The following is a 24,815-nucleotide window of genomic DNA, read 5'->3' on the forward strand; positions in this document are numbered from 1 at the left end:
GGAAAATAATGAAAATTTATCACTTATCACACACAGATCTTGATGGCTATGCTTGTCAATTTGTTGTGAATTTTTATTTTAAAAATGTACAATTTTATAATTCTAATTATGGTAAAGAAATTAATGAAAATTTTAATTCCATTTTAAACGATATAGAAAAAGACAATAATTTAAATCAAGCTATTATTTTAATCACAGATTTAAATTTAAATCTCAATCAATGCGAAGAATTTGATAAGATTTGCAAAGAAAAAAATATTAAAATTTTTCTCCTTGATCACCATCAAAGTGGAGAAGAATGCGCTCAAAAATATCCTTGGTATTTACTTGATTCTAAAAGATGTGCCACTAAAATCGTTTATGATTTCTTTTCTAAAATTTGTTTGCCTAATTTAGAACTTTCAAAATTAGTTGATGTAGTAAATGCTGTAGATATCTGGCTAAGTAAAGATGAAAATTTTGAACTTGGAAAAGTCTTTTTAGGACTCATTGCTAATGCAAAAGAGATTAATCGTATTATGTTTAAAGATATACAAGTAGCTTATATGTTTTTTTTACTTGAAAAAGCACGTAGCTTTATAGGTAAAAATAAAGCCAATATCTTACTTGATAATGCTATTCATAATATAAAAAAAGATTTTTTTATGAAAAATCATGACGATACTTTAGCCAATTTAATCTCTTATTTTGTTGTTGAAAAACTAGGAGAATTAAAAGAAAAATTTACCATAGAATATCAAGGTCATAAAGGCATTTTAACTTCAAATATAGGTAATACTTCAATTATTGGCAATGATTTTTTAGTTAAAAATCCTGATTATGATTTTTTTGTTGATATAAGTTCTAAAAAAACTCTAAGCTTTCGCGCTAATGGGAATATAGATGTAAGTTTAATGGCTAAAAATTTAGTCGGTGGAGGAGGTCATAAAAATGCTAGTGGAGGGCTTTTTGTTTCTTTTAAAGATGGACCTTATCACCATATAAAAGCTCAAATTATGGATTTAATAAAAAATAAAGAACTTAAAAAGGGAAGTAATGTCTGAATATAATAATCAAAATTTAAAAAAACAAATACAAGATTTAAGATATGAATTAAGTATAGTTTTAGAAGCTATGCTTTTATATTCAGGAGTTAAAAGAGAAAAATTAGAAGATGCAATACAAGCTTATATAGATAATATAGATAAAGTTTTAGAAAATTCTGATAAAGAAGGGGTTGATGAAATTTTAGAACTTGTAGAATTTCTAAGAAAGAATCACAAAGATCTTTTTAAATGAAAAAAATTATTTTATTGTTTTTTAATTTATATATTTTAAGTTTTGCTAATACTTATGAAAAATTTAATGATTTTGCCTACGAAAAAAAGTCTAATAAAAATTTCAAAATTCAAGAACTTCAACTAGTAACTTTTTTTAAAAATAAACAAAATTGTCTTGAATTTTTAATAGAAAAAGATCAAATACGTATTATAAAAGCTTATCATTCTTGTCAAGAATTAGTTGAAAATAAAGATTTTATAAATTTTTTAAATAATGATTTTTTAGAAATTTATAAAAATAATAATGACAACATAAATCAAAACTTAAAAGCTTTAAAAAATACCATGCAAGATATTATGATATATTACAAACTCCACTATGCTTTTAGCAAAGATATAAAAGATATGAGTAAAAATACAAATTTAAGTATTTTAAATATAGATGAAAAAGAAGGAGGGGTTTTATTATATAAAATCAATCAACAAGCTTGCATAGGTATAGAACTTAATAAACATAATAACAAAATGGCTATGAAAATTTATGGCATAGAAAATTCAGATAAAGAATGTAAAATATTTATACAAGCTCCTTTTTTTAAAGAACTTTCATATACACAAAAAGATTTTAAGTGGTATTATTTAGAATAAATAAAAGTTTTAATTTTTACAAAAAAATTTTTTAAAAAAATAGCAAGAGAATCTTGTTTATGAAGATTTTGAAAAACACAATTATCTAAATCTTTTTTTTCTTGAACACTTAAATTTTTCATATATTACCTTTTACATCTATGAAATATTATGCCATTATAGCATAGAAACTTTATTTTTATATTAAAAATTTATTATATTTTTTTAATTGTAACATAAATAAATATTATTCTTAAATATATTTTTTTAAATAAAAAACAAAAAATTTCATTGACTTTTACTTAAGAAAATTTTATACTTACGTGCATAAATATAAATAAAAAAGGAGAGGATAATGAATAAATTTTCTATGGCTTTAGCTTTATTCTTATTTGGAACTTGCGCTTTTGCTCTAGATGAAAATTTAGAAAAAACTAAAGGTGCAACAGGCATTGATTTGCCTACTGCTCAATGGGCTTTACCCAAAGCCATAAATAAAGATGGCACTATTGATGAAAATCAATTACCCAAAAATTCACAATATTCTAAAATGGTTATTTTAGGAAATAAAATCATCAATGAAACAAGTAAATATGTAGGTCCTCAAGCTAAAGATCCCAAAAAAAGATTTACAGGAAATAATTTTTCTTGTTCAAGTTGCCATGCTAATGCAGGGACAGTTAAAAATCAATTACCTTTTGTAGGAATTTGGGGAAGATTTCCTCAATATGATATGAAAGAAGATAGAGTTATAGCTTTAGTTGATAGAATCAATAGCTGTTTTCAAAGATCTATGAATGGAAAAAGTATGCCTACTGATACTCCTGAAATGATGGCTATGCTAACTTATATGCAATGGCTTTCTCAAGGTATTCCTGTGGGAGCTAAAACAGAAGGGCAGGGGCTCGAAAAAATAGAATTTATCTCAAGAGCAGCTGATCCTAAAAAAGGTAAAATTATTTATATGAATAAATGTGCTGCTTGTCATCAAAAAAATGGACAAGGGCTTAAAAATACCAGTGATACAGGAGATTATTATATTTATCCGCCACTTTGGGGAAAAGATAGCTATAATACAGGAGCAGGAGTATACCGCCTTATAAAAGCTGCTAATTTTATCAAAACTAATATGCCTAAAGGATCTCCTGATTTAAGTCTTGAAGATGCTTATGATGTAGCATCTTATATCAATTTACAAAAACGTCCTATAAAAGCAAATAGAGAGCAAGATTTTCCAGATAGAAGGGTTAAACCTTTAGATATGGATGTAGGACCTTATGATGATAATTTTTCTATTATTCAACACCGCTTTGGACCTTATACAGATATGATTAAAAAATAAATACATATAATAATCAAGGTAGAAATATACCTTGATTAAATCTTTTTAAAATCATTTAATTTAACCATTTATAAACCTTTTAGTCCCGAATTTTAGTCTTAAAATACTTAAATTTTAATCCTTATATTTTCAAAACTTCATAAAAATCATTTTTTTAAAAATTATAAATATTTATCCAAACTATATTTTTATCATTTTATTTTATTAATGATAAAAAATTAAAAATAAAATTTTTAAAATGATATTTTTAAGCTCTAAAAATTTATATTAATATTTTTAATTTACAAAATAAAATAATAATTTTTTTACATTATATTCTATGGATAAATTATAAATAACCAAAAAGTAAAGTCTTTAAAACATGAAATATAGGAACTTTTATATGATAGAGTATAAGAATTTATAAATATATATAAAAAAGTTTGAAAATTACAGTTTTCAATATAAAATAACTAAATAAAACAATTTTTACCTTTTATCATATTATCTTACAAAGTTTATAAGTTTTAATTAATATAAATATTTTAGTACTTTTTTAATCCTTATAAAAAATATATAAAAAAGCTTTTTTTTACTAAGTTAGTATTACAATATGTTTTAAAATTAAAGATTTTAAATAAGGAATACATTAATGAAATATCCTTTAGATTGCGAAGAAACTTTTGAAAAATCATTTTTATTTTGGTTAAGCAAGTATGTGAAATTTAAACTTAATTCCCTATCCAATAAAGAACTTAAAAATCCAAAGGTCTTAACAGAGGTAAATTTCCATCTTTCAAAAGGTGTAAGCAATATCGAAGAACTTGATGCTTTAACAAAAAAAGCAAGAAATGCCGGATTAAGTGGAGTAAATACTTATTTTAATCCTTTAAAAAAAATATTTGAATATTTAAATTTTTATAAACTACATTCTTTAAAGCAAATTGATGAAGAACTTATTGTAGAAGTTTTAGCAAGCATAAGCGCTTCTTTATCAGATGCTAGTAAAAAAAATTATCGCATTGCAGTGATTAATTTTTTTAATTTTTTAGATAAACAAAATGAAGAAGATCAAAAAGCTCATATTTTTGATATTGTTCTTAAAAATTGGGGAGGAATATCAGGTTCAAAAGGAAATAAATTGCCTGAATTTATGAGCGAGGAAGAACTTAAAAAATTTCTCAATGCTGTAGATAATGCAAATTTTAAAAATAATACCATACGCAATAAACTCATCATTAAAATCATTATTTTTACAGGAATAAGAGTTAGTGAAGCTATTAACATTAAAATGGGGGATATTAGCGAAGAAAATGATCTTTATATTATAAGAATACGTGCTAAAGGTAATAAATACCGCATAGTAATGATTAAAAAAGATCTTATTTGTGATTTATTAAATCATGTTAATATTAATTATATGAGCAAAGATGCTCTACTTTTTGTAAACAAAAAAGGCACCCCGCTTACTCAATCTTATGTCAGTCGTATTGTTGAACAGATCTTGTTTCGTGCAGGTATACGTAAACAAAAAAATGGTGCACATATGCTACGCCATACTTTTGCAACCCTACTTTATAAAAAACAAAAAGATTTAATTTTAGTTCAAGAGGCCTTAGGACATGCTAGCTTAAATACTTCAAGAATTTATACACACTTTAATAATGATAAGCTTAAACTTGCAGCACAAGTTGCAAAGGAATTGCATGATTATTAACAATTTTGCTGTATTTGGCAAATATTTTTATTATGATCTTAAACATATTTTAAGAGCTTTTAATCTCAAAGAAACCAAAGAATGCTTTGATTTTATAGAAAAAAATAAAAATGATTTGTATTGTTTAATGTTTGCAGATTATGAATTGTATCAATATTTTCAAGATAAGAATCTAACAAGCAAAAAACCTTATTTATCAGTATTTGCTTTTACAAAAAGAAAAAGATTTGAAAATAAAATTTTAGATCAAGAACGTTTTATTCCTGAATTTATAAGTTTTTTAGATCAAACAAATTATGAAAAAAATTTCATTGAAGTAAAAAAAGCTATTGCCAAAGGCAGAGTCTATCAATTAAACCTCACTCAAAGCTTTTATTTTAAAAGCAAGATGAATGCTTTTAATCTTTTCAAACTTTTGCTTTCTAGACAAAATACTTCTCTTAAAGCCTTTATAAAAGACGAAAATAGAGAAATTTTATCATTTTCACCAGAGCTTTTTTTTAAGATAAAAAATAGGAAAATTACAACAAAACCCATGAAAGGCACCATAAAACGTGATCAAGATCCTATAAAAGATCAAAATAATAAATTCTTTTTACAAAATGATGAAAAAAATATTAGCGAAAATGTTATGATTTGTGATCTTTTACGCAATGACCTTGCTAAAATTATTAAAAAAAATACTCTTAAAACTAAACTTTTTAAAATTCAAAGCCACCCTACTTTACATCAAATGACTTCAAGCGTCAAAGGAAAACTCAAAAAAAACATTTCTTTATATCAAATTTTTAAAGCACTCTTCCCATGTGGATCTATAACAGGTGCTCCTAAACTTGAAAGCATAAAATTTATACAAGAATTAGAACAAAAAGAACGTGGAATTTATTGTGGATCTATAGGTCTTGCTCATAAAAATAAAGCTACATTTAATGTAGCCATACGTACCTTAGAAAAACAAGATGAAATTTATAAATACAGTACAGGTAGCGGTTTAGTTTGGGATTCTAAAATGCAAGAGGAATTTGAAGAACTTCAGCTTAAAAGCGCTATTTTAAATCCATGTGAGTTTTATCTTTTTGAAACTATGTATTTTAAAAATAATACTGTTTTATTTTTCAAAGAACATTTGCAAAGACTCATTAACTCGGCTTTAAAGTATAATTTTAATCTAAATAATATATTTAAAGATTGCCATGATATTTTAAGTGAAAAAAAATCTTACTTAAAATTTCACAATCTCACTCTTTTTGAACTCAATGAAAAAATTTTCCATCACAACCATTCTTTATTTTATCCTTTTATTCCACCTTTTAAAAATTCGCTAAAAGAAGGTGTTTTAAAACTTATTTTACATAAAAATGGAAAATATGAATTAAAACAAGATATTTTAAAAAGCAATTCTAGTGATATTTTGTTTTTAAGCAATGAAAAAATTTATTCTAAAAGTGATAATCTTTTTCATAAAACTTCTTTACGTACTTTTTATGAAAAACATGCGCATAAATGGAGAGAAAATTTATGCTATGATATAGTTTTTTTTAATGAAAAAAAAGAACTTTGCGAGGGTTCTAGAAGCAATATCATACTAGAAAAAAACAAACATTTTTACACTCCAAAATTACAAAGTGGTATGTTAAATGGTGTTTATAGGAATTTTTTATTAAAACTTAAATTCATAGAAGAAAAAAAACTTTTTAAACAAGATTTATTTAAGGCTGATAATATTTATTGTATTAATTCTGTACGAGGTTTAAAAAAGGTAAAATTGCCATGAAAAAAATTTTATTTATTGATAATTATGATTCTTTTTCTTATATTATTGTATATTATCTTAAAGAGCTTGGCTATGCTTGCAAAATTATAAAAAATGATAGTTTTGATAAGGTTAAAGAATTAGAAAAATTTGATTTTACCCATCTTATTATTTCTCCTGGCCCTCATTCTCCAAAAGAATCAAAATTGAGTTTAAAAGCCATTAAACATTTTAAAAAAAATAAAAAAATTCTAGGTATTTGCCTAGGGCATCAATGCATAGCTGAAGTTTTTGGCGGAAAAGTTTCTAAAATGGAAAATCCCATGCACGGAAAAATTTCAAAACTTTATTTTAAAAAAGATCCTATCTTTAAAGATATAGAACAAGAATTTACAATTTGTCTATATCATTCTTTACATATTAGCACTATGCCAAAACAATGTAAAATTTTAGCTTATAATTCTCAAAACATTATTATGGCTATTAAACATAAAAAATATGATATTTACGGTCTACAATTTCATCCTGAGGCTGTATTAAGTCAAAATGGAAAAAAAATACTTAGTAATTTCATGAAAATCTAATGTTTTAAATAAAAAATAAATATATATTTAAAATATTATATTAAAAAAACTAATTTTAAAAAAAATAATAAATTTTTATATCTTTTCAAAAGTTTAAGAATGCTATAATAATTTAGTTTTTAATTTTTTAAGGAAAAATATGACTTATTTAGAAATAGAAGGAACAAATCATTTAAATGGGGCTATTACTATAAGCGGAGCTAAAAATGCAGCACTTCCATTAATAGTTTCAAGTATATTAGCTAAAAATGAAGTATGCATTCATAATATTCCTAATGTAGCTGATATTAAAACTCTTATATCTTTATTGGAAAATTTGGGAGCTACAATACATTTTCAAAACAATACCGCTTTATTGAATACTAATACTTTAAATCAAACCATAGCTAAATATGATATAGTAAGAAAAATGCGTGCTTCTATACTTGCTTTAGGTCCTTTGCTTTCACGTTTTGGACATTGTGAAGTCTCTCTACCAGGAGGTTGTGCTATAGGGCAAAGACCTATTGATTTACACCTTTTAGCTTTGGAAAAAATGGGTGCACATATACAAATTAAACAAGGTTATGTTGTAGCTAATGGGAAATTAAAAGGTAGTGAAATACTTTTTGATAAAATTACTGTTACAGGTAGTGAAAATATTATTATGGCAGCAGCTTTAGCTAAAGGCACAACCAAACTTTTAAATATTGCAAAAGAGCCTGAAGTAGTCCAACTTTGTGAAGTTTTAGCTCATGCAGGACTTTCAATTAAAGGCATTGGTACAGATGAACTTGAAATTTATGGTACAGATGGAGAGCTTTTAGAATTTAAAGAAATTAAAGTTATACCTGATAGAATAGAAGCAGGAACTTATCTTTGTGCAGGAGCTATTACAAATTCTCAAATCACACTTTATCAAGCTAATCCTTCTCATTTAAGTGCAGTCTTATCCAAACTTCATCAAATGGGTTTTGATACTCTTGTTGAAAAAGATAGCCTAACCCTACTTCCAGCCAAAGAAATCAAACCTGTAGAAATCATGACTAGTGAATATCCTGGTTTTCCAACAGATATGCAAGCACAATTTATGGCTTTAGCTTTAAAAGCCAATGGAACTAGTATTATTGATGAAAAACTTTTTGAAAATCGTTTTATGCATGTTAGCGAGCTTTTAAGAATGGGCGCAGATATCAAACTTAATGGACATATTGCCACTATAGTAGGAGGAAAAGAACTCAACTGTGCTGATGTTATGGCTACAGATTTAAGGGCTTCCTCAGCACTGATTTTAGCTGCATTAGCAGCTAAGGGTACAAGCAAGGTCCACAGAATTTATCATCTAGATCGTGGTTATGAAAATTTAGAAAAAAAATTTAAAGCCTTAGGAGCTAAAATCACAAGGCTTGAAGAATGAAAAATATTTTTGAAACTTTAAAAGATTTAAACAATCAAATTTCGAGTTTAAATGAATCAGAATTAATAAGTCTTGAACAAGCAAAAAATAGAATTTTAGCAAAAGATCTTTATGCAAAAAAAAATCTACCTAGTTTTGACAATGCTGCACTTGATGGCTATGCTTTTAATTATGCGCATTTAAACCATCCTTTAACCATCAAAGGAGTAATTTTTGCAGGAGATAAAAACAAGTATGAACTTGGTACAAATGAATGCTATAAAATCATGACAGGTGCCATAATGCCTAAAAATGCTGATACTATTTTAATGCTTGAAGATGAATGCATAAAAAATGGTAAACTTATTATCAAAAAAGCCCCTAAACAATATAATGCTTATCGCTATAAAGGCGAAGAATTAAAAGAAAATGATTTTTTGCTAAAAAAAGGCACCAAACTTAATAATAAACACATAGCTTTACTTGCTTCTCAAGGAATTTATAAAATAGAAGTTATAAGAAAAATTCGCATAGGTATTTTTTCAAGTGGAAATGAACTTAAAGAACCTTGGCAAGAATGCGATGAAAATAATATTTATAATGCTAATGCTTTGCCCTTATTAAACATGTTTGATAATACATCTTATCTTGGTATTATTGAAGATGATTTTATAAACACTAAGAAAGCTTTAGAAAATACTAATTTTGAACTTTTAATAACTTCAGGTGGTGCAAGTGTTGGAGAGGCAGATTTTATCGAACAAGCTTTAAATGAACTTGGCTTTAGTCCACTTTTTAAAGGTTTAAAAGCACGTCCTGCAAGACCAACCAAACTTTACCAAAAAAATCAAAAATTAGTTCTTATCTTGCCAGGAAATCCTATGGCAGCTTATCTTTCTTGTTTTATTTTTGCTAAAAAAATTATCAATTTGTTAAATGGAAATTTAGAAGAACCTTTAAAATTTCATGCTAAAATGGGAATGGATTTAAAACTTAAAAATGGCCGTAACAATCTTATTTTAGGAAATTTAGAAAAAGACATTTTCATCCCATTTAATGAAAACAAATTTGGCTCAGGAATGATACTTCCTCTTATAAAAAGTGAATTTTTGCTTATTAGTGATGAAGATACAAGTGAATTAAAAAAAGATGATGAAATCAAACTTTTAAAATTATAAATTATTAACTGAGTTGATTTTCATCATCATCGTTATGAATGTATTGTTCATCATTTTCTAAAGTATCCACAAAACGTCCTATTCTTTCCCAGCGTACATTTTTATCTTTATCCCAAGAAAAATATACAAACCAAGGTTTTCCTACTATTAATCTATAAGGTACTGAACCCCAAAAACGACTATCATAAGAATAATCCCTATTATCTCCAACCATAAAATACTCATTTTCAGGCACATCAAAAACATAAGCATTGCCACCGCTAAAACCTATATGATGACCTAATTCCTTAAGATAAGTTGGAGACATGGCAAAATTACCTATACTAAGAAAACGTAAAATATCATTTTCTATATCTTTATTAGAATCATAATGTATACCTTTTTGCTTATAAGGCTCTTTAACATAAATATTACCACCAAAATTTACAAGATCATTAGGATAATATTCTTTCATAAATTGATCCCCTTCATGCATTCTTACATAAAGTGTTTTATTAGAATAAATTATCCTATCTCCACCTACACCTACACAACGTTTTACAAAATGTTCTTTTTCATTACGAGGATTTCTAAAAACTACTATATCACCTCTTTGAGGACCTTGTGCTTGGATTAAATGGCCATTTTTGTTAAAATCTGGCAAAACAGGGATTTCAAGCCAAGGAATATGAGGGGTTGGAATTCCATAAGTAAATTTTTTAACAAATAAAAAATCTCCTACTAATAAAGTATTTTTCATAGAACCTGAAGGTATTACAAAAGCTTGTATAAAGAAAAAAATCACCAAAAGAACTATAATTACAGTCCCTGTCCAAGATTGAGAAAATTTATATATTTTTCTTAAAATTTCCATTATTGTTCCTAATTAAGCCTATTTTTAGCTGATTTAACAGTATTTTCTAAAAGCATGGCTATGGTCATAGGACCTACACCACCTGGGACAGGGGTAATATAACTTGATTTTTTAGATACTTCTTTAAAATCTACATCTCCTGTTATCTTTCCATTTTCAAGATGATTAATACCAACATCAATTACAATAACACCCTCTTTTACCATATCTTCACGCAATAAATTAATACAACCTGCTGCTACTATAATCAAATCTGCCTTTTTGGTATAAAAACTTAAATCCTTAGTTTTAATATGACAAATACTTACTGTAGCACCTGCATTTAAAAGCATACTTGCCATAGGGCGACCTACTATATTTGAAGCACCAATAATCACAGCATCCTTGCCCTCTAAATTAATTTGATATGTTTTTAACAAACGCATTATGCCTAAAGGGGTACAAGGTAAAAATCCACTTTCTAAACCTAAATTTAAATAACCTACATTAATAGGATGAAATCCATCAACATCCTTACTACTTATGATATTTTCAAGTATTAAATCTTTACAAATATGTTTAGGCAAAGGAAGTTGTACTAAAATACCATCAATACTATCATCATAATTTAAAGTATTAATTAAAGCTAAAAGTTCATTTTGAGTTGTATCTTGACTAAGATGATAAAGTAAAGATTTAATTCCACATTCTTCGCAAGCTTTAGTTTTAGAACTAACATAAGTTTGACTTGCTGCATTATCTCCAACTAAAATAACCGCTAAACAACTTTGAATACCTTTATTTTTTAATAATTGATTTTTCTCTTTTACTTCTTCTTTAATTTTTATACTTAAAGCTTTACCATCAAGTAAAATCATTATTTTCCTTATTGCAAAATTTATAGCTTTTTTAAAGTAAAAATTGTATCATATTAAAACTTTATTAACAAGGTTAAGCTTTGAAATTCGCTTTAATGTTTTTTTTATTAAATATCAACCTTTTTAGTGCAGATTTTATTACACTTAAAGAATACGCTAAAATGTTATATGAAAATCCAAGAGGTATTAGTTGTAAAAAATGCCATGGAAAAGATGGGAGCGAACAAATTTTAGGATATTATACAAAAAATGGTATCAAAACAGCTTATAAAATTCCAAGTATACAAAATCTTAATTTTGAAAAATTTAAAAACTCTTTAAATCAAACTAAGAATACTAAATCTATTATGCCAAATTATTCTTTAACCGATGATGAAGTTATGACTTTATATAATTATATTAAGCAATTTAGTAAGGAAGAAAAATGACTAATGAAAAAGCTTTTGAACAAGCATGTAAATTTATAGCAGGTGGCGTGAATTCTCCAGTTCGCGCTTTTACAAATGTCCAAAGTCAACCCAAATTTATTTCCCATGGCAAAGGAGCTTATATTTTTGACATAGAAGGAAATGCTTATATAGATTATGTACAAAGTTGGGGACCTTTGCTTTTTGGACATTGTGATAAAGATATTCAAAAAGCATGCTATAAAGCATTAAAAAAAGGATCAAGTTTTGGTGCTCCAACTTTATTAGAAACAGAATTAGCTAAACTGATTTTAACTGACTTTCCTCATTTAGATAAAATTCGTTTTGTTAGCAGTGGTACAGAAGCCACTATGAGTGCTATTCGTCTTGCACGTGGTTTTACAAAGAAAAAGAAAATTTTAAAATTTGAAGGATGTTATCATGGGCATTCTGATTCTTTATTAGTAAGCGCAGGAAGTGGCGCTGCTACTTTTAACTCCCCTAGTTCTTTAGGAGTTTTAGAAGATTTAGCTAAATATACCCTAGTTGCAAAATACAATGATATACAAAGCGTTGAGGAACTTTTTAAAAAAAATAAAGATATTGCTTGTGTTATTATTGAACCCATTGCAGGAAATATGGGATTAGTTCCAGCCAAGCAAGCTTTTTTAGAAGAACTTTATAAACTTTGTAAAGCTAATGAAACTTTACTAATTTTTGATGAAGTTATGAGTGGATATAGAGCTTCTTATCTTGGATCTTATGGAATTAATCATATCCAAGCTGATATAGTAACTTTTGGTAAAGTTATAGGAGGGGGTTTGCCTGCTGGTGCATTTGCTGCTAAAGCTGAAATTATGGATATTTTAAGTCCTTTAGGTGGGGTTTATCAAGCAGGAACTTTAAGCGGCAATCCTTTGGCAATGGCAGCAGGTATTGCAAGTCTCACAAAAGCAAAAAAGAAAATCAATCTTTATGAAAAACTTGGAGAATTAGCTAAAAAACTTACTCAAGAAATGAAAAAATTAGCTAATGAAAAAGGAATTCCTTTACAAATTTGTCATATTGGCTCCATGTTTGGATATTTTTTTATTAAAGATCCTGTATTAAATTATCAAGATGCCTTAAAATCTGATCTTAAATTATTTTCAAAATTTCACAAAAATATGCTTGAAAATAAAATTTATTTGGCACCTTCACAATTTGAAACAGGTTTTATTTGTTCAAAAATAACGCACAAAATGATAGATACAACACTACAAGCCATACAAGAAAGTTTTAGAAAAATATGAATAATACCTTAAAAGAAAATCATACTGGCAAAAAAAGACAAAAAATTATACGCAGCACCCTTGAAGCTGCTCATGGTTTAAGTCTTGGAATTTCTATAATAATTGCTATATTATTAGGTATAGCAATAGGATATTTGCTTAAACGGTTCACACCTTATCCCTGGCTTTTTTGGCTTGGAGTATTTTGGGGTATTGGTGGAGCAATACTTAATGTTTACAAAGCTTATAAAAATCAAATACAAACTTATGAAGAGTTTAGCAAAAGAGATGCTTTAATTCAAGAAAAAATTCAAGAAGAAAAAAATCAATTATGAAGCATAACGCAATTTTGTTTTATATCATTGTTAGTGTTCATTTATTTTTTTGGATTATCTTTTTAATAACAAATAATTTAAAATTAGAGGTATTTTTAAGCTATGAAATAGCTTTTTTTAGTATTCTTTTAGTTGTTTTGTTTTCTTATTTAAACTATAAAAAAGCCATAAGGAAAAAGATAGAAATTTATAAAAAAAATTTCAAAAATATTCCATTAATTTTTATAAAAACAAAACAAATTATTCCTAAAAAAGTTCATTTTAAAGCAATAAAAGAGGATTTAAATATGAAAGATAAAATTCACTTTTTTACTTTATTTTTTTCTCTTTTTAAACTTATAGCTTATATGATATTAGTTGCTGGATTTTTATTCTTACATCGCCAAGATAAACTTAATATCTTAGCTTATATTTGTGGAATTTCATCCTTGCTAGTTTGTATATTTATTTTTCTTTTATATATAAAAAAACATGAGTCCAAAAAAAATTATTAAATCAATGACAGCACTTTTTGCTGGTATGGTATTTTTATTTGCAGGCAATGCTTTAATAGTAAGCTCAATAGGAGTTATACTAAAAGAAAAAGGTGAAAGCTCTTTAGCCGTAGGTATAATAAGTTCTTGTTTTTTCATAGGCGCACTTGTGGGTACTATAAGTGCGCATAAGATTATTTCTCGTATAGGACATATAAGATCTTTTGGTTTATTTGGCGCAGTATTTGGAATTTCAGCCATGCTTCATACCATAAGCGATAGTTTAATCTTTTGGGCTCTTTTAAGATTTTTTATAGGAATTTGTTATTATGGGCTTTTAATGGTTATAGAATCATGGCTTAATGAAAAAAGTAAAAATGCTGTACGTTCAAGAATTTTAGGATTTTATGAAATTGTTTTTTATCTTGCTTTTGGATTAGGTATTTTAATCATAGCTTTAAATTTAAGCCAGCATACTGTTTTTATTTTAAGTGCAAGCTTAATTTTACTTTCATCCTTACCTTTAAATCTCATCAAAATCAAAGAACCTATTTTACCACAACCAAGCCCTATTTCCATACCAAAAATTTTTGATATCGCACCCTTAGCTATAACTACAAGCTTTATAGCAGGAATGCTTATTAATGGTTTTTTCTCCATGGCTTCTGTTTTTATACTTTTGCAAGGTTTTGATGCTAAATCTGTATCTTATTTTATGTTTTGTGGAGTTTTAGGAGGCTTTTTTGCTCAAACCATTATGGGAATTATTTCAGATAAACTAGGAAGAAAATTTGCTATTATTACTTGTTCTAGCATAGCCTTTTTTACCATGTTAATTTTTGCTTTTTTTAAACTTCATTTATATTTTCAATACTTTTTAGGAAGTTTGTTAGGCGTAGGAGTTTTTTGTTTATATGCTTTAGCACTTGCTAGAGCTAATGATATGCTCATTAATAAAAATAAAAGTGTAGAATTAGGAAGAGGAGTTCTTTTTTGTTATTCTTTAGGTTCTTTATTTGGTCCTTTAATTTTAGGAATTTTAATGCAATATTTTCAAACTCAAGGTTTTATTTGGTTTTATATAGTTTGTTTAGGATTTTTAATTCTCTTTGCCATAAATAAACCAAATATACTTAATAAAAATTTAAGAAAAAAACCTAGAAACATGGTTTTATTAAATGATTAATACTCAAATCACAAGTCAAATTTCTAATCTACAAAAAAATGATTCAAAAACAGATAATAATACCCTAAAGGACAAAACTGGTTCAAAAAACAGTTCAAAACAAAGTCTTACAGAAGTTTTAAAAGAAAATTTAACTTCAAACAAAAATATAAATAAAGAAGAAATTACACCTAATTTTAGCTCAAATCAAATTAACGAAAAATTAAAAGAACTTATCAATAAACTTCTAAACCAAATTAATGCTCAAAAAAATCCTAATTCACCTATGCTTAAACAAGGAAAAAATTTAAATTTAGCACCCAATTTTGCAAATGAATTAAAAAATTTAAGCACAGAACTTGCAAAAAATGATATTTTTACACAAGTTTTAAATAAACTCAATACTATTTTAAAACCTGCTAGTGAAATTAAAAATGATAATCTTGCCCCTTTATTAAAAAACTCGGGAGTGTTTTTAGAAGCTAAGTTAAAAGACGCCTTAAATGAAGAATTATTACCTAAAAGTTTTCATTCTCTTTTAAGTGCTATTAAAGGACTTAGCAATAAAGAACTTAGTAATAAAATAGCTCAACTTGCTGATACTAACTTAAGTCCAAAAGATGCCTTAAAAGAACTAAAAAATATTATTGATCATTATCAAAACCAAAATAAAACAATCTTAAATAAAAGTTCTTTTAAAATACTTTTACAATTAAGCACTAAATTAGAAAATTTTAAAAATTACATCAGTAAAAATCCAAGCCACGCTCAAGAAAAAATTATCCCTTTGGCTCATAAAATATCAAAAGAATTAAATTCTATAAAACATCATTTTTCTAAAACTTTAAATAAATCAGAAAATCTTCTTATTAAAGATACAACCATTTTAAAGCAAGTTGCTAATGCTTTTGAAAAACTTGAAAATACTTTAAAAAATATCTTAGAACGTGGCAATTTAAAAAACCAAAATAAAATTCATTTAACACAAAATTCTATTCATGAGCAAAATCCTTCAAAATATAAACATCAAAACATAAAAGAGAATTCTATAGAAAATAAAACAAAAAATTCATCACAACCTGATGAAAAAAATCACGAAATAAATCCTAATAAACAAATAACTTCAACAGAAAAAAAAGACAATAAAGACAATGATGGTAAAATAAAATACCAAAAAAATAATCACGAATCAAACAATATTAAAGAAAATAATACAAAACAAGAAAATGAAAAAAATATAGAAAATAAAGTTAAAGATTTAAAAAATAATTTCAAAGAAAGTCATCAAATAAACAAAGATTTTACTCCAAATAACAAAGAATATCCTAAAACAAACAATATACAAAATATGCAACAAAATACATCTAATAATCAAAATATTTTAAAAAATCAAGATTTTATACAACAAAATATAATAAAAAATTTAGCATTTAGCACAGAAAATCTTGACTTAAATCAAGCACAAGATTTAAGCAAACATTTAAATCATCTTTTTATAAAAATTAATAAAAGTTTATTAGAACTTGATCCTCAAAGTCAAAATGCTAAATCAAATCAAATAGAATTAAAACACTTAGAACACAAACTCAATCACTCCCTTAAAGATCTAGCACAAATTAAATCCAAGACTAATGAAGATATAGCAGATTCTTTACATCATGATGTTAAATCTACACTTTTACAAATTTCTAATTTAGCTAAAAATGAAAATAATGAGGCCATATATAATCAAGCAAATCGCCTTTTAGCTCAACTTGAAATCAATCAACTCATGTCTTTAGCTAATGATTCTATTAATACTTATTTACCTTTTTCATGGGAAGATTTAAACGATTCTAAAATTATATTTAGACGTGGCAAAAAAGATAAATTTTTTGCTCAAATTAAACTTGAATTTGCAAAACTTGGAAATTTAGAAATTCTTCTTTCTCTTAATAATGAAAAATATATAGATATTAATATCATGGCTGAAAATATTGAATTTAGAAAAACCATTTATGAAAATGCGCATACTCTTAAAAGAAATATTAATAAAGCAGGGCTTTTAAGTGGAAATTTCTTTATAGGAGATATTATTAAAAATAAATTTGATGCTAAAAATATAAAAAATTTAGACCTTGAAATAGGCATGGATAAAAAAGTATGAATGAAATTAAAAAATCAGTAAAAAAAGCAGTTGCCCTAGCCTATCAAAAAGAAAAACATACAGCACCTAAAGTTTTAGCTAGTGGCAAGGGTGAGAGTGCGGCTAAAATCATTGCTTTAGCCAAAGAACATGGTGTGCCTATTAAAGAAGATGAAGACTTAATAGAAATTTTAAGCAAACTTGATTTAGGTGATGAAATTCCACCTAATATGTATAAAGCTGTAGCTGAAATTTTTGCTTTTATTTATCAAATGGCAAATAAAACACCTAAAACTTAATCAGCAATTTTTTCTCCAAATTTTACATTTTGCTCTATTTTAAGCTTATAATCAAAAAGACCTTTTTGAGAAATCAAAACGATGGTGGATCCTAATTCAAAATTACCCAATTCTTGTGCTTTACTAATCATCAAATCTGTATATTTCCTTGTAAAATTATGAGAAATTTTTGCATTAGTTTGTATGCTTGCATCAAAATTAAAACGCATTTTACCCACATTTTGTGCCCCAATAAAAACAAGCCAAAAAATACCTTTTTGAGTCTGACATTTTAAACTAACTCTTTCATTTTTTACATATAAATTACCAACATGTTTTAAAGATTTTTCATTTACACTATAAAGCATCCCGCTTATATAACTTGCACTTAAAATCTGCATATTGCAAGGACTATGATAACGATGATAATCTTTTGGGGAAAGATAAATATTAACATAATCAAGTCCATTTTTTAATTCTTCTTTTTCAAAATTGTCCCTTAAAAGTTCTTCAACACTATAAGTACAGCCTTTAATAGAAAAAGCAAAATGCTCTTCTTTAGCTAAAAAAGTATGACCACATTCTAAAATTTTACCATCACAAGGACTAATAAAGCCTTCATCAAGTTTTCTTGGAATTTCTAAAGATCTTGTAAAAAGTGCATTTAAACTGTCATATTCATAGGAATTTTTAAATTCACTCATATCAATTTTAAAATAATTTACATATTTTTCATTAATTATTTTTTGTATAAATTTTGGAAATTTACATTTTGATACAAAACCAAATAATCTTGAACTTTGCTTTGAAAAACTCATTTTTTTCCTTTTAAATTTAAAATTACAATTTCACTTTGAGCAAAGACTCTAAGGCTTGGACCCCAAAATCCTGCCCCACTACTAACATAAAGCTTGGTTTTTCCTCCTAAATCATAAAGTCCATGAATAAAACCTTGTTGGAGTTTAACCAAAAACATAAAAGGAAAGATTTGTCCACCATGAGTATGTCCACTTAAAACAAGATCAAAATCACTTAAATCATAAAGCAAAGCTGCTTTAGGTTGATGAGTAAGCAAAATACTAGGTTTACTCGTGTTTAAATCTACTTTTACTCTTGCTAAATCAGGACCCAAAAAACCCTTATTAAGACCTGCTAAATCTGCAATTGCTCCAATATTAATCACATCTAAATCTAAATTTTGGTTTACTAAAATTTTCATATTAGTATGCTTTTTAAGCAAATCTAATACTTGATTAACTCCATGATAATACTCATGATTACCTAAAGCATAAAAAGTTCCATAATAAGATTGCAAATGATTAAGTTTGGAAATATAATGTAATTTTTTAGGATCTGTATCTATTAAATCACCTACTATAACTACCATATCAGGTTTTTCTGAATTTACCTTAGTAATTAATTTCTCTAAAAAATCTTCATGTAAATTCTTACCCAAATGCACATCTGTAAGCATAGCTATTTTTAAATTTTTTTCTAAATCAGCTATATTAATATCTACATTATGAATTTGAGGTATTTTTAAAGCATTATTAATGCTTATATAAGTTAAAAAAAATCCTATAAAAATAAGCATACATTCAAAAGATAAACGTGCGATGAAATGGTATTTCTCATACACTTTTCCTTTAAGTAACAAAATCAACTTTATTAAATCTAATATTAAACTTATAAAAAACAAACAATAAGTAGGTGCATAAAGCATAGCCAAAATTTCATACTCCATATCACCTAAATAATCTTCTTTACGAAAAGCTAAAAATACAGCTTGTGCTAAAAAAAGTAAAATAAAAATAAAAGCAAAAAATTGGTGCAAATGTTTAAAAATAATGATTTTTTTAATAAATCTTTTATAAATATAAACATTAGCCAAAGCAAAAATCAATAATATGCCCAAAGAAAAAATGAAAAATATCATGAAAGCATTATAACAAAGCAAAAATTAAATATCCATATAAATTTTTTTGTTATAATAAAACTTTTTAATAAAATTAAAGGTTATAAAATGTATCGTTTTGCACCTTCTCCAACAGGCGATATGCATATAGGAAATTTACGCGCAGCTTTATTTAATTATATTTGCGCAAAACAAAAACATACAGATTTTATTCTACGTATTGAAGATACAGATCAAATAAGAAATATAGAAGGTAAAGAAGAAGAAATCAAAGAAATTTTAAATATTTTTGGTATTTCATGGCAACATTTTTATATACAAAGTCAAAATTTAAAATTTCATCGTCAAATGGCCCTAAAACTTGTAAACGAAAAAAAAGCATTTGCTTGTTTTTGTACTCAAGAAGAACTTCAAAGCAAAAAAGAATTAGCCAAAAAACAAGGCAAACCTTACCGCTATGATGGCACTTGCGAGCATTTAAGCAATATTGATATTTTAACATGCGAAAAACCCTTTGTTATTCGCATTAAAAAACCTAACCATAATATAAAATTTAAAGATTTTATAAAAGGCGAACTCGATTTCAAACCTCAAGATATAGATTCTTTTGTAATCATGAGAACTGATAAAACTCCAACTTATAATTTTGCTTGTGCAGTAGATGATATGCTTGAAAATATAACTTGTATCATACGCGGGGAAGATCATGTTTCTAACACCCCAAAACAAGAACATATTCGTGCTAGTCTAGCTTATACTAATACTATAACTTATGCACACTTACCCATTATCTTAAATGAAGAAAATACAAAAATGAGTAAAAGAGAAGCGCATTCTTCTGTAAAATGGTTACTTGATCAAGGAATTTTACCTAGTTCTATTGCTAATTATCTTATCATGCTAGGCAATAAAACTCCTTGTGAAATTTTTACTTTAGAAGAAGCAATTGAATGGTTTGATATTACTAAAATTTCTAAAGCCCCTGCTAAATTTGATCTTAAAAAACTTTTACAAATTAATCGAGAACATATCAAAAGAATGCCCAATGAAAAACTCAACCAGCTTCTTAATCTTAATAAAGACCTAGCAGAACTTGCTAAATTTTATACTCAAGAAGCAAGCACCACTAAAGAACTTAAAGAAAAAATACAAACTATTTTTCAAATTAAAGATTATCAAGAATTTCAAACAGAATGTACGATTTTAAAAGATATTTTAAAAAGAATAACATTGTTTGAAAATTATGAAGATTTTAAAAAAGAACTTTTAAATCAAAGTGGTTTAAAAGGTAAAAAATTCTTTATGCCTTTAAGGATTATTCTTACAGGAAACACCTATGGTCCAGAACTTAGTGATCTTTATCCTTATATAAAACAATTTATTCATGAACTAGCAAGGATTTAATTATGTTTTTTGATTCTTTTATTATTTCAATTTTTCAAATTGTTCAAATTATTATTAATATTTACATTTGGATTATCATTATCACCGCTCTTTTAAGTTGGGTCAACCCAGATCCTTATAATCCCATAGTACAAATCTTATATAAATTAAGCTATCCCGCTTATAATTTAGTAAGAAAAATTCCAACTCGTATAGGAAGTATAGATCTTGCTCCCTTAATCATAGTGCTAATATTAAAATTTCTTGATATTTTTCTTCAAAATATTTTAAAGGGTATATTGTGAAAAATAAATGGTTTGTTTTTTTATTTGTGTTTTCTTATTTAAATGCTGTACAATATGATATAGAAAAACTTAAAAAAGAAGAAAATTCTTTAGCTAAAGATTATTATATTTATAGACTTTTAGAAAAAAAAGCTATCAGTGAAAAAGAGGCACAAAATTTAAATTCTCATATTTTTCGCTATATAGGAAAAATTAAAACTGAATTTGAAAAAATCATTCCTTTAAAACCTTATATCAATCCAAAATATGCTAAATGTTATACTTACACTACAAAAACTATTTTAGATGCTAATTTAACTTGTCAAAGTATACGTTTAAATTCTCTTGTTTTTATAGCAGATTTAGACGCTAAACATAGAATAAGTTTAGCTCAAATTTTTGAAAAACAAAAACCTGATTTAGCTAATTTATTACTTGCTTTTAATACTCCCAATCCTATGGCTTATATCATACAAAAAGAAGATATTAATAGTTTTTTTAAACTTTATAATTATTCTAAAAAATATGATTTAGATTTAAATGCTAATTTCATTAATAAACTATCTTATCATGTTGGTTTTAAAAATTTTATACAAAACACTATTATTAAAAAAGAAAACCCTCATTTTAGATATGCTATGCTACAAATAAACCCTGAACTTGTAAGTGAAGATAGTGCTTTTTACCTAGGAGTAAATGCTTTAACTTATGATAAAACAGAACTTGCTTATAATTTTTTCAAACAAGCAGCTAAAACTTTTAAAGTTCAAAGTAAAAAAGATAACGCCATTTTTTGGATGTGGTTTCTTAATCATAATGAACAGGATTTAAAAACCTTATCCCAAAGCCCTTCTTTAAATATCTATAGTCTTTATGCAAAAGAACTTACTAACACACCTTTTCCAAAAATAGAAAATTTAAACCCTAGTAGAAAAAAAAATGATTTTAATATACATGATCCTTTTGCTTGGCAAAAACTTCACAAAAAAATCCGTGATGCTAATGCAAGTGAATTAGATGCTTTAGCAAAAGAATTTAATACCCAAGAAACCTTACCCATTTATACTTATATATTAGAACGTAAAAATAATTTCAAAAAACATTATTTTATCATGCCTTATTATGAAAATATAAAAGATTATAATACAACAAGACAAGCTTTAATTTTAGCTATTGCTAGACAAGAAAGTCATTTTATTCCAACTGCTATTTCAGTCTCTTATGCTTTAGGTATGATGCAATTTATGCCATTTTTAGCAAATCACATAGGAGAAAAAGAACTCAAAATTCCAAATTTTGATCAAGATTTTATGTTTAAACCTGAAATGGCGTATTATTTTGGAAACCATCATTTAAATTATTTAGAAACACGCTTAAAATCTCCACTCTTTACAGCTTATGCTTATAATGGTGGCATAGGATTTACCAGCCGTATGCTTGCAAGGGAAGACATGTTTAAAGCAGGTAAATTTGAACCTTTTTTATCCATGGAATTAGTTCCTTATCAAGAAAGTAGAATTTATGGAAAAAAAGTTCTAGCTAATTATATTGTGTATCGATATCTTCTGAACGATAGTATAAAGATTTCGGATATTTTTGAAAATTTAATTCAAAACAAGGCAAATCATTTAAACAAATCTTAGCTATAAATTTAGTTTTTTCTTTCATTTCAGAAAGATATACCCTAAAATAATGGGTATAATGATTTTGTATAAGATACTTTAAATAAGATTTGTCTAATTGCTCTATTTTAGCTTTTTTATTATTAATAAAAACTTCCAATTTTTCAATTTTAAAAGTATTTGGAGTTAAAGATAGAGCAAAAATATCATCTTGACTTGTATAATCTAAAACAGGATTTAAATAAGACATACTAACAATAGCATTCATCTTATTTTGAGTAATTTTATATTTTTGCGTAAACATTAAAGTTTGTGACTTTAAATTCATATCTACAATAGATTGATCTTTTAATGAACAAGAACTCATTAAAAAAATACTAAAAACTAAAATATAAAACTTCATTTTTTTCCTATATTTTTATTATAATTATTGTAACTTTTTAACCCTATTTTTTAGTTTAAAAAGATATAATTTATTAAAAAATTAAGAGTGTGCTCCATGAAACAACTTATTATGGCATTTAGCGGACCTTCAAATTCAGGTAAAACCACACTTATAAAACAAATAGCTAAAAGATTTATTGAACAAAATCTAAAAGTTCTTATCATTAAACATGATCCAGCTAATAAAGCTCAATTTGATCATAATGGTAAAGATAGCTTTATTTTTTTTCAAAGTGGAGCTGAAGTAATGGTATTAAGTCCTAGTAGGACTACCTTATTTTCACACAAAGAAAATAGTATTTTAGAGGCTTTAAAATTAGCTTCTGATTTTGATATTTGTTTAGTAGAAGGTTTAAAAACTCTTAATTTACCAAGAATTAGTGTATTTTGTAAAGAAATAGATGAAAGCTATTTTAATTATTCTAATGCCATTGCAAGCTATAAAAAAATTACATCTTCAAATTTAGTTTGGCTTGATTTAAATAATATAGAAAAAATTTGCAAATATATACTTAAAAACGCTAAAAATTTAAAAGGAGAATTATAAAATGCAAGATCTTATTTATCATGTGCAAAAAGCAGTTATACAAATTTCTAAAGCCTTAAAATTTCCAGATCTTAACTATAATCAAAGTCACAATTTTACAGGAGATACTCAATTAAAATTAGATATTTTAAGTGATGAAATCATAACAAATACCCTGAGTCAATGTTCTAGTATTAAAGCTCTTATTAGCGAAGAAAAAAATGAAATATTAACACTTAATGAAGATGCGCCATTTATTATCGCTTACGATCCTTTAGATGGATCAAGTTTAATGGATGTAAATTTTAGCATAGGTTCTATTTTTGCTATTTATGAAAAGCAAGCACATGCTAAAAATTTAAAAGCCGCTATTTATAGTATGTATGGATCACGTTTAGAACTTGTAATTTGTCAAGATATCCCAAAACTTTACCGTCTTGATGCAAATAATAATTTCACCTTTATAAAGGATCTTAAAATGAATCAAAAAGGTAAAATTAATGCCACAGGAGGAACTCAACAATTTTGGGATACCAAACACGCCTCTTTTATCAGAGAACTTTTTCTTGAAGGTTATCGCTTAAGATATTCAGGTGCCATGGTAAGCGATATTAATCAAATTTTACTTAAAGGCGGTGGAATTTTTAGTTATCCTGCCACTAAAGATGCTCCACAAGGAAAACTTAGAGCTTTATTTGAAGTATTCCCTTTAGCCTTTATTGTAGAAAAAGCTGGTGGCAAAACAAGTAATGGAAACAATAAATCTTTACTTGATCTTGAATTTAACAATATTCATGCTACAACACCTTGTTTTTTTGGATCAGAATATGAAATTACAAAACTTCTAAAGGCTTATAAATGAGTGAATTATTAAATAAAGATGAATTTGAACAAGATTTAGATGAAAAAAAAGACGATTTACTTTCTTGTCAAAACTCAAAAGGTTTAAAATCTTGTTATAATTGCAATGAAATTTTCACATGTTTAATTAGAAAAAACTATGTAGATGCTGTTTATAATAGCATGTCCAAGGGTAAAACCGAGGGAGGATTTGATTTTTAAA

Annotated in this window: 28 protein-coding genes; 22 read left to right on the top strand and 6 right to left on the bottom strand. The window is 26.1% G+C overall.

What is annotated here, in order from left to right:
• The first annotated feature begins 8 nt into the window (after window positions 1-8).
• From A2J15_RS02475 to A2J15_RS02485, 3 genes are read left to right on the top strand one after another with little or no spacing between them, the layout of a single operon-like run.
• Window positions 9-1,043, top strand: coding sequence for a DHH family phosphoesterase (locus tag A2J15_RS02475; protein ID WP_066778325.1), 1,035 nt, complete (start codon window positions 9-11; stop codon window positions 1,041-1,043).
• A complete protein-coding gene (locus A2J15_RS02480; protein ID WP_066778324.1) occupies window positions 1,036-1,278 on the top strand; it encodes a hypothetical protein in 243 nt (80 codons plus the stop codon). The genes A2J15_RS02475 and A2J15_RS02480 overlap by 8 nt, the downstream gene beginning before the upstream one ends.
• Window positions 1,275-1,907, top strand: a complete 633-nt coding sequence (locus A2J15_RS02485; protein WP_066778323.1) for a hypothetical protein — start codon at window positions 1,275-1,277, stop codon at window positions 1,905-1,907. The genes A2J15_RS02480 and A2J15_RS02485 overlap by 4 nt, the downstream gene beginning before the upstream one ends.
• On the opposite strand, the gene A2J15_RS07735 is transcribed toward A2J15_RS02485, so the two are convergent.
• Window positions 1,895-2,029: a hypothetical protein gene (locus A2J15_RS07735; RefSeq protein WP_375732428.1), complete on the bottom strand. Its 135-nt coding sequence runs from the start codon at window positions 2,027-2,029 to the stop codon at window positions 1,895-1,897. The genes A2J15_RS02485 and A2J15_RS07735 overlap by 13 nt on opposite strands.
• Window positions 2,030-2,241: 212 nt before the next feature.
• Between A2J15_RS07735 and A2J15_RS02490 the strand changes: the two genes are divergently transcribed.
• The 6 genes from A2J15_RS02490 (at window position 2,242) to A2J15_RS02515 (ending at window position 9,814) form a co-directional block, all read left to right on the top strand.
• A complete protein-coding gene (locus A2J15_RS02490; RefSeq protein WP_066778322.1) occupies window positions 2,242-3,228 on the top strand; it encodes a c-type cytochrome in 987 nt (328 codons plus the stop codon).
• A gap of 631 nt (window positions 3,229-3,859) precedes the next feature.
• Window positions 3,860-4,924, top strand: a complete 1,065-nt coding sequence (locus A2J15_RS02495) for a tyrosine-type recombinase/integrase (protein WP_066778319.1) — start codon at window positions 3,860-3,862, stop codon at window positions 4,922-4,924.
• Entirely contained in the window at window positions 4,914-6,698 is a 1,785-nt protein-coding gene (locus A2J15_RS02500; protein WP_066778317.1) for a chorismate-binding protein, read from the top strand. Before A2J15_RS02495 ends, A2J15_RS02500 begins: the two co-directional genes overlap by 11 nt.
• A complete protein-coding gene (locus tag A2J15_RS02505; protein WP_066778315.1) occupies window positions 6,695-7,261 on the top strand; it encodes an anthranilate synthase component II in 567 nt (188 codons plus the stop codon). The genes A2J15_RS02500 and A2J15_RS02505 overlap by 4 nt, the downstream gene beginning before the upstream one ends.
• Window positions 7,262-7,400: 139 nt before the next feature.
• Window positions 7,401-8,657: a UDP-N-acetylglucosamine 1-carboxyvinyltransferase gene (gene murA / locus A2J15_RS02510; protein WP_066778313.1), complete on the top strand. Its 1,257-nt coding sequence runs from the start codon at window positions 7,401-7,403 to the stop codon at window positions 8,655-8,657.
• Entirely contained in the window at window positions 8,654-9,814 is a 1,161-nt protein-coding gene (locus A2J15_RS02515) for a molybdopterin molybdotransferase MoeA (RefSeq protein ID WP_066778311.1), read from the top strand. The genes murA and A2J15_RS02515 overlap by 4 nt, the downstream gene beginning before the upstream one ends.
• 4 nt (window positions 9,815-9,818) lie before the next feature.
• Here the strand turns inward: A2J15_RS02515 and lepB are convergent, their stop codons facing one another.
• Both lepB and folD read right to left on the bottom strand, forming a co-directional pair.
• Entirely contained in the window at window positions 9,819-10,667 is an 849-nt protein-coding gene (lepB, locus tag A2J15_RS02520) for a signal peptidase I (protein WP_066778309.1), read from the bottom strand.
• Window positions 10,668-10,675: 8 nt separating this feature from the next.
• Window positions 10,676-11,524 carry a bifunctional methylenetetrahydrofolate dehydrogenase/methenyltetrahydrofolate cyclohydrolase FolD gene (gene folD, locus A2J15_RS02525; protein WP_066778307.1) on the bottom strand — a complete coding sequence of 283 codons (849 nt, stop codon included), beginning with the start codon at window positions 11,522-11,524 and terminating at the stop codon, window positions 10,676-10,678.
• Window positions 11,525-11,604: 80 nt separating this feature from the next.
• Between folD and A2J15_RS02530 the strand changes: the two genes are divergently transcribed.
• Genes A2J15_RS02530 through A2J15_RS02560 form a run of 7 tightly spaced genes read left to right on the top strand, consistent with a single transcriptional unit; the run spans window position 11,605 to window position 17,599 of the window.
• The gene (locus A2J15_RS02530) at window positions 11,605-11,952 is read left to right on the top strand and encodes a c-type cytochrome (RefSeq protein ID WP_066778304.1); all 348 of its coding nucleotides are present in this window, start codon (window positions 11,605-11,607) and stop codon (window positions 11,950-11,952) included.
• Complete coding sequence (gene hemL / locus A2J15_RS02535; RefSeq protein ID WP_066778302.1) at window positions 11,949-13,223, top strand: glutamate-1-semialdehyde 2,1-aminomutase; 1,275 nt, start codon at window positions 11,949-11,951, stop codon at window positions 13,221-13,223. Before A2J15_RS02530 ends, hemL begins: the two co-directional genes overlap by 4 nt.
• The gene (locus A2J15_RS02540; RefSeq protein ID WP_066778300.1) at window positions 13,220-13,537 is read left to right on the top strand and encodes an AtpZ/AtpI family protein; all 318 of its coding nucleotides are present in this window, start codon (window positions 13,220-13,222) and stop codon (window positions 13,535-13,537) included. The genes hemL and A2J15_RS02540 overlap by 4 nt, the downstream gene beginning before the upstream one ends.
• A complete protein-coding gene (locus tag A2J15_RS07580; RefSeq protein WP_066778297.1) occupies window positions 13,534-14,031 on the top strand; it encodes a hypothetical protein in 498 nt (165 codons plus the stop codon). Before A2J15_RS02540 ends, A2J15_RS07580 begins: the two co-directional genes overlap by 4 nt.
• On the top strand, window positions 14,009-15,196 hold the full coding sequence (locus A2J15_RS02550) for an MFS transporter (RefSeq protein WP_066778292.1): 1,188 nt from the start codon (window positions 14,009-14,011) through the stop codon (window positions 15,194-15,196). The genes A2J15_RS07580 and A2J15_RS02550 overlap by 23 nt, the downstream gene beginning before the upstream one ends.
• Window positions 15,189-17,321, top strand: a complete 2,133-nt coding sequence (locus A2J15_RS02555) for a flagellar hook-length control protein FliK (protein ID WP_066778290.1) — start codon at window positions 15,189-15,191, stop codon at window positions 17,319-17,321. Before A2J15_RS02550 ends, A2J15_RS02555 begins: the two co-directional genes overlap by 8 nt.
• Window positions 17,318-17,599, top strand: a complete 282-nt coding sequence (locus A2J15_RS02560; RefSeq protein WP_066778288.1) for a FlhB-like flagellar biosynthesis protein — start codon at window positions 17,318-17,320, stop codon at window positions 17,597-17,599. The genes A2J15_RS02555 and A2J15_RS02560 overlap by 4 nt, the downstream gene beginning before the upstream one ends.
• Here A2J15_RS02560 and A2J15_RS02565 read toward each other — a convergent pair.
• Complete coding sequence (locus A2J15_RS02565) at window positions 17,596-18,396, bottom strand: phosphatidylserine decarboxylase (protein WP_066778286.1); 801 nt, start codon at window positions 18,394-18,396, stop codon at window positions 17,596-17,598. The genes A2J15_RS02560 and A2J15_RS02565 overlap by 4 nt on opposite strands.
• Window positions 18,393-19,514: a metallophosphoesterase gene (locus A2J15_RS02570; RefSeq protein ID WP_066778382.1), complete on the bottom strand. Its 1,122-nt coding sequence runs from the start codon at window positions 19,512-19,514 to the stop codon at window positions 18,393-18,395. The genes A2J15_RS02565 and A2J15_RS02570 overlap by 4 nt, the downstream gene beginning before the upstream one ends.
• An 87-nt stretch (window positions 19,515-19,601) precedes the next feature.
• Between A2J15_RS02570 and gltX the strand changes: the two genes are divergently transcribed.
• The 3 genes from gltX to A2J15_RS02585 are packed head-to-tail and all read left to right on the top strand — an operon-like array spanning window position 19,602 to window position 22,803.
• A complete protein-coding gene (gene gltX, locus A2J15_RS02575) occupies window positions 19,602-20,897 on the top strand; it encodes a glutamate--tRNA ligase (protein WP_066778283.1) in 1,296 nt (431 codons plus the stop codon).
• 2 nt (window positions 20,898-20,899) lie between these two features.
• On the top strand, window positions 20,900-21,181 hold the full coding sequence (locus A2J15_RS02580) for a YggT family protein (RefSeq protein ID WP_066778281.1): 282 nt from the start codon (window positions 20,900-20,902) through the stop codon (window positions 21,179-21,181).
• Complete coding sequence (locus tag A2J15_RS02585) at window positions 21,178-22,803, top strand: lytic transglycosylase domain-containing protein (protein WP_066778279.1); 1,626 nt, start codon at window positions 21,178-21,180, stop codon at window positions 22,801-22,803. The genes A2J15_RS02580 and A2J15_RS02585 overlap by 4 nt, the downstream gene beginning before the upstream one ends.
• On the opposite strand, the gene A2J15_RS02590 is transcribed toward A2J15_RS02585, so the two are convergent.
• Window positions 22,700-23,185, bottom strand: a complete 486-nt coding sequence (locus tag A2J15_RS02590) for a hypothetical protein (RefSeq protein ID WP_066778277.1) — start codon at window positions 23,183-23,185, stop codon at window positions 22,700-22,702. The genes A2J15_RS02585 and A2J15_RS02590 overlap by 104 nt on opposite strands.
• A gap of 96 nt (window positions 23,186-23,281) precedes the next feature.
• Here A2J15_RS02590 and mobB point away from each other — a divergent pair, with 96 nt between their 5' ends.
• The 3 genes from mobB to A2J15_RS02605 are packed head-to-tail and all read left to right on the top strand — an operon-like array spanning window position 23,282 to window position 24,814.
• Entirely contained in the window at window positions 23,282-23,773 is a 492-nt protein-coding gene (gene mobB / locus A2J15_RS02595) for a molybdopterin-guanine dinucleotide biosynthesis protein B (RefSeq protein WP_066778275.1), read from the top strand.
• Between the two features lies 1 nt (window position 23,774).
• A complete protein-coding gene (locus tag A2J15_RS02600) occupies window positions 23,775-24,614 on the top strand; it encodes a class 1 fructose-bisphosphatase (RefSeq protein WP_066778273.1) in 840 nt (279 codons plus the stop codon).
• Window positions 24,611-24,814, top strand: coding sequence for a hypothetical protein (locus A2J15_RS02605; RefSeq protein ID WP_066778270.1), 204 nt, complete (start codon window positions 24,611-24,613; stop codon window positions 24,812-24,814). The genes A2J15_RS02600 and A2J15_RS02605 overlap by 4 nt, the downstream gene beginning before the upstream one ends.
• Window position 24,815: the final 1 nt, after the last annotated feature.

It is taken from the genome of Campylobacter hepaticus (assembly GCF_001687475.2).
Classification (GTDB): Bacteria; Campylobacterota; Campylobacteria; order Campylobacterales; family Campylobacteraceae; genus Campylobacter_D; species Campylobacter_D hepaticus.

Coding starts and splice junctions, on each gene's coding strand:
- A2J15_RS02590 (WP_066778277.1), bottom strand. CDS start 23,185: ATGAAGTTTTATATTTTAGTTTTTAGTATTTTTTTAATGAGTTCTTGT.
- A2J15_RS02605 (WP_066778270.1), top strand. CDS start 24,611: ATGAGTGAATTATTAAATAAAGATGAATTTGAACAAGATTTAGATGAA.
- A2J15_RS02500 (WP_066778317.1), top strand. CDS start 4,914: ATGATTATTAACAATTTTGCTGTATTTGGCAAATATTTTTATTATGAT.
- A2J15_RS02475 (WP_066778325.1), top strand. CDS start 9: ATGAAAATTTATCACTTATCACACACAGATCTTGATGGCTATGCTTGT.
- A2J15_RS02550 (WP_066778292.1), top strand. CDS start 14,009: ATGAGTCCAAAAAAAATTATTAAATCAATGACAGCACTTTTTGCTGGT.
- folD (WP_066778307.1), bottom strand. CDS start 11,524: ATGATTTTACTTGATGGTAAAGCTTTAAGTATAAAAATTAAAGAAGAA.
- gltX (WP_066778283.1), top strand. CDS start 19,602: ATGTATCGTTTTGCACCTTCTCCAACAGGCGATATGCATATAGGAAAT.
- A2J15_RS02480 (WP_066778324.1), top strand. CDS start 1,036: ATGTCTGAATATAATAATCAAAATTTAAAAAAACAAATACAAGATTTA.
- A2J15_RS02505 (WP_066778315.1), top strand. CDS start 6,695: ATGAAAAAAATTTTATTTATTGATAATTATGATTCTTTTTCTTATATT.
- A2J15_RS02555 (WP_066778290.1), top strand. CDS start 15,189: ATGATTAATACTCAAATCACAAGTCAAATTTCTAATCTACAAAAAAAT.
- hemL (WP_066778302.1), top strand. CDS start 11,949: ATGACTAATGAAAAAGCTTTTGAACAAGCATGTAAATTTATAGCAGGT.
- A2J15_RS02570 (WP_066778382.1), bottom strand. CDS start 19,514: ATGATATTTTTCATTTTTTCTTTGGGCATATTATTGATTTTTGCTTTG.
- A2J15_RS02490 (WP_066778322.1), top strand. CDS start 2,242: ATGAATAAATTTTCTATGGCTTTAGCTTTATTCTTATTTGGAACTTGC.
- A2J15_RS02540 (WP_066778300.1), top strand. CDS start 13,220: ATGAATAATACCTTAAAAGAAAATCATACTGGCAAAAAAAGACAAAAA.
- A2J15_RS07735 (WP_375732428.1), bottom strand. CDS start 2,029: ATGAAAAATTTAAGTGTTCAAGAAAAAAAAGATTTAGATAATTGTGTT.
- mobB (WP_066778275.1), top strand. CDS start 23,282: ATGAAACAACTTATTATGGCATTTAGCGGACCTTCAAATTCAGGTAAA.
- A2J15_RS02515 (WP_066778311.1), top strand. CDS start 8,654: ATGAAAAATATTTTTGAAACTTTAAAAGATTTAAACAATCAAATTTCG.
- A2J15_RS07580 (WP_066778297.1), top strand. CDS start 13,534: ATGAAGCATAACGCAATTTTGTTTTATATCATTGTTAGTGTTCATTTA.
- A2J15_RS02485 (WP_066778323.1), top strand. CDS start 1,275: ATGAAAAAAATTATTTTATTGTTTTTTAATTTATATATTTTAAGTTTT.
- A2J15_RS02565 (WP_066778286.1), bottom strand. CDS start 18,396: ATGAGTTTTTCAAAGCAAAGTTCAAGATTATTTGGTTTTGTATCAAAA.
- lepB (WP_066778309.1), bottom strand. CDS start 10,667: ATGGAAATTTTAAGAAAAATATATAAATTTTCTCAATCTTGGACAGGG.
- A2J15_RS02580 (WP_066778281.1), top strand. CDS start 20,900: ATGTTTTTTGATTCTTTTATTATTTCAATTTTTCAAATTGTTCAAATT.
- A2J15_RS02495 (WP_066778319.1), top strand. CDS start 3,860: ATGAAATATCCTTTAGATTGCGAAGAAACTTTTGAAAAATCATTTTTA.
- murA (WP_066778313.1), top strand. CDS start 7,401: ATGACTTATTTAGAAATAGAAGGAACAAATCATTTAAATGGGGCTATT.
- A2J15_RS02600 (WP_066778273.1), top strand. CDS start 23,775: ATGCAAGATCTTATTTATCATGTGCAAAAAGCAGTTATACAAATTTCT.
- A2J15_RS02560 (WP_066778288.1), top strand. CDS start 17,318: ATGAATGAAATTAAAAAATCAGTAAAAAAAGCAGTTGCCCTAGCCTAT.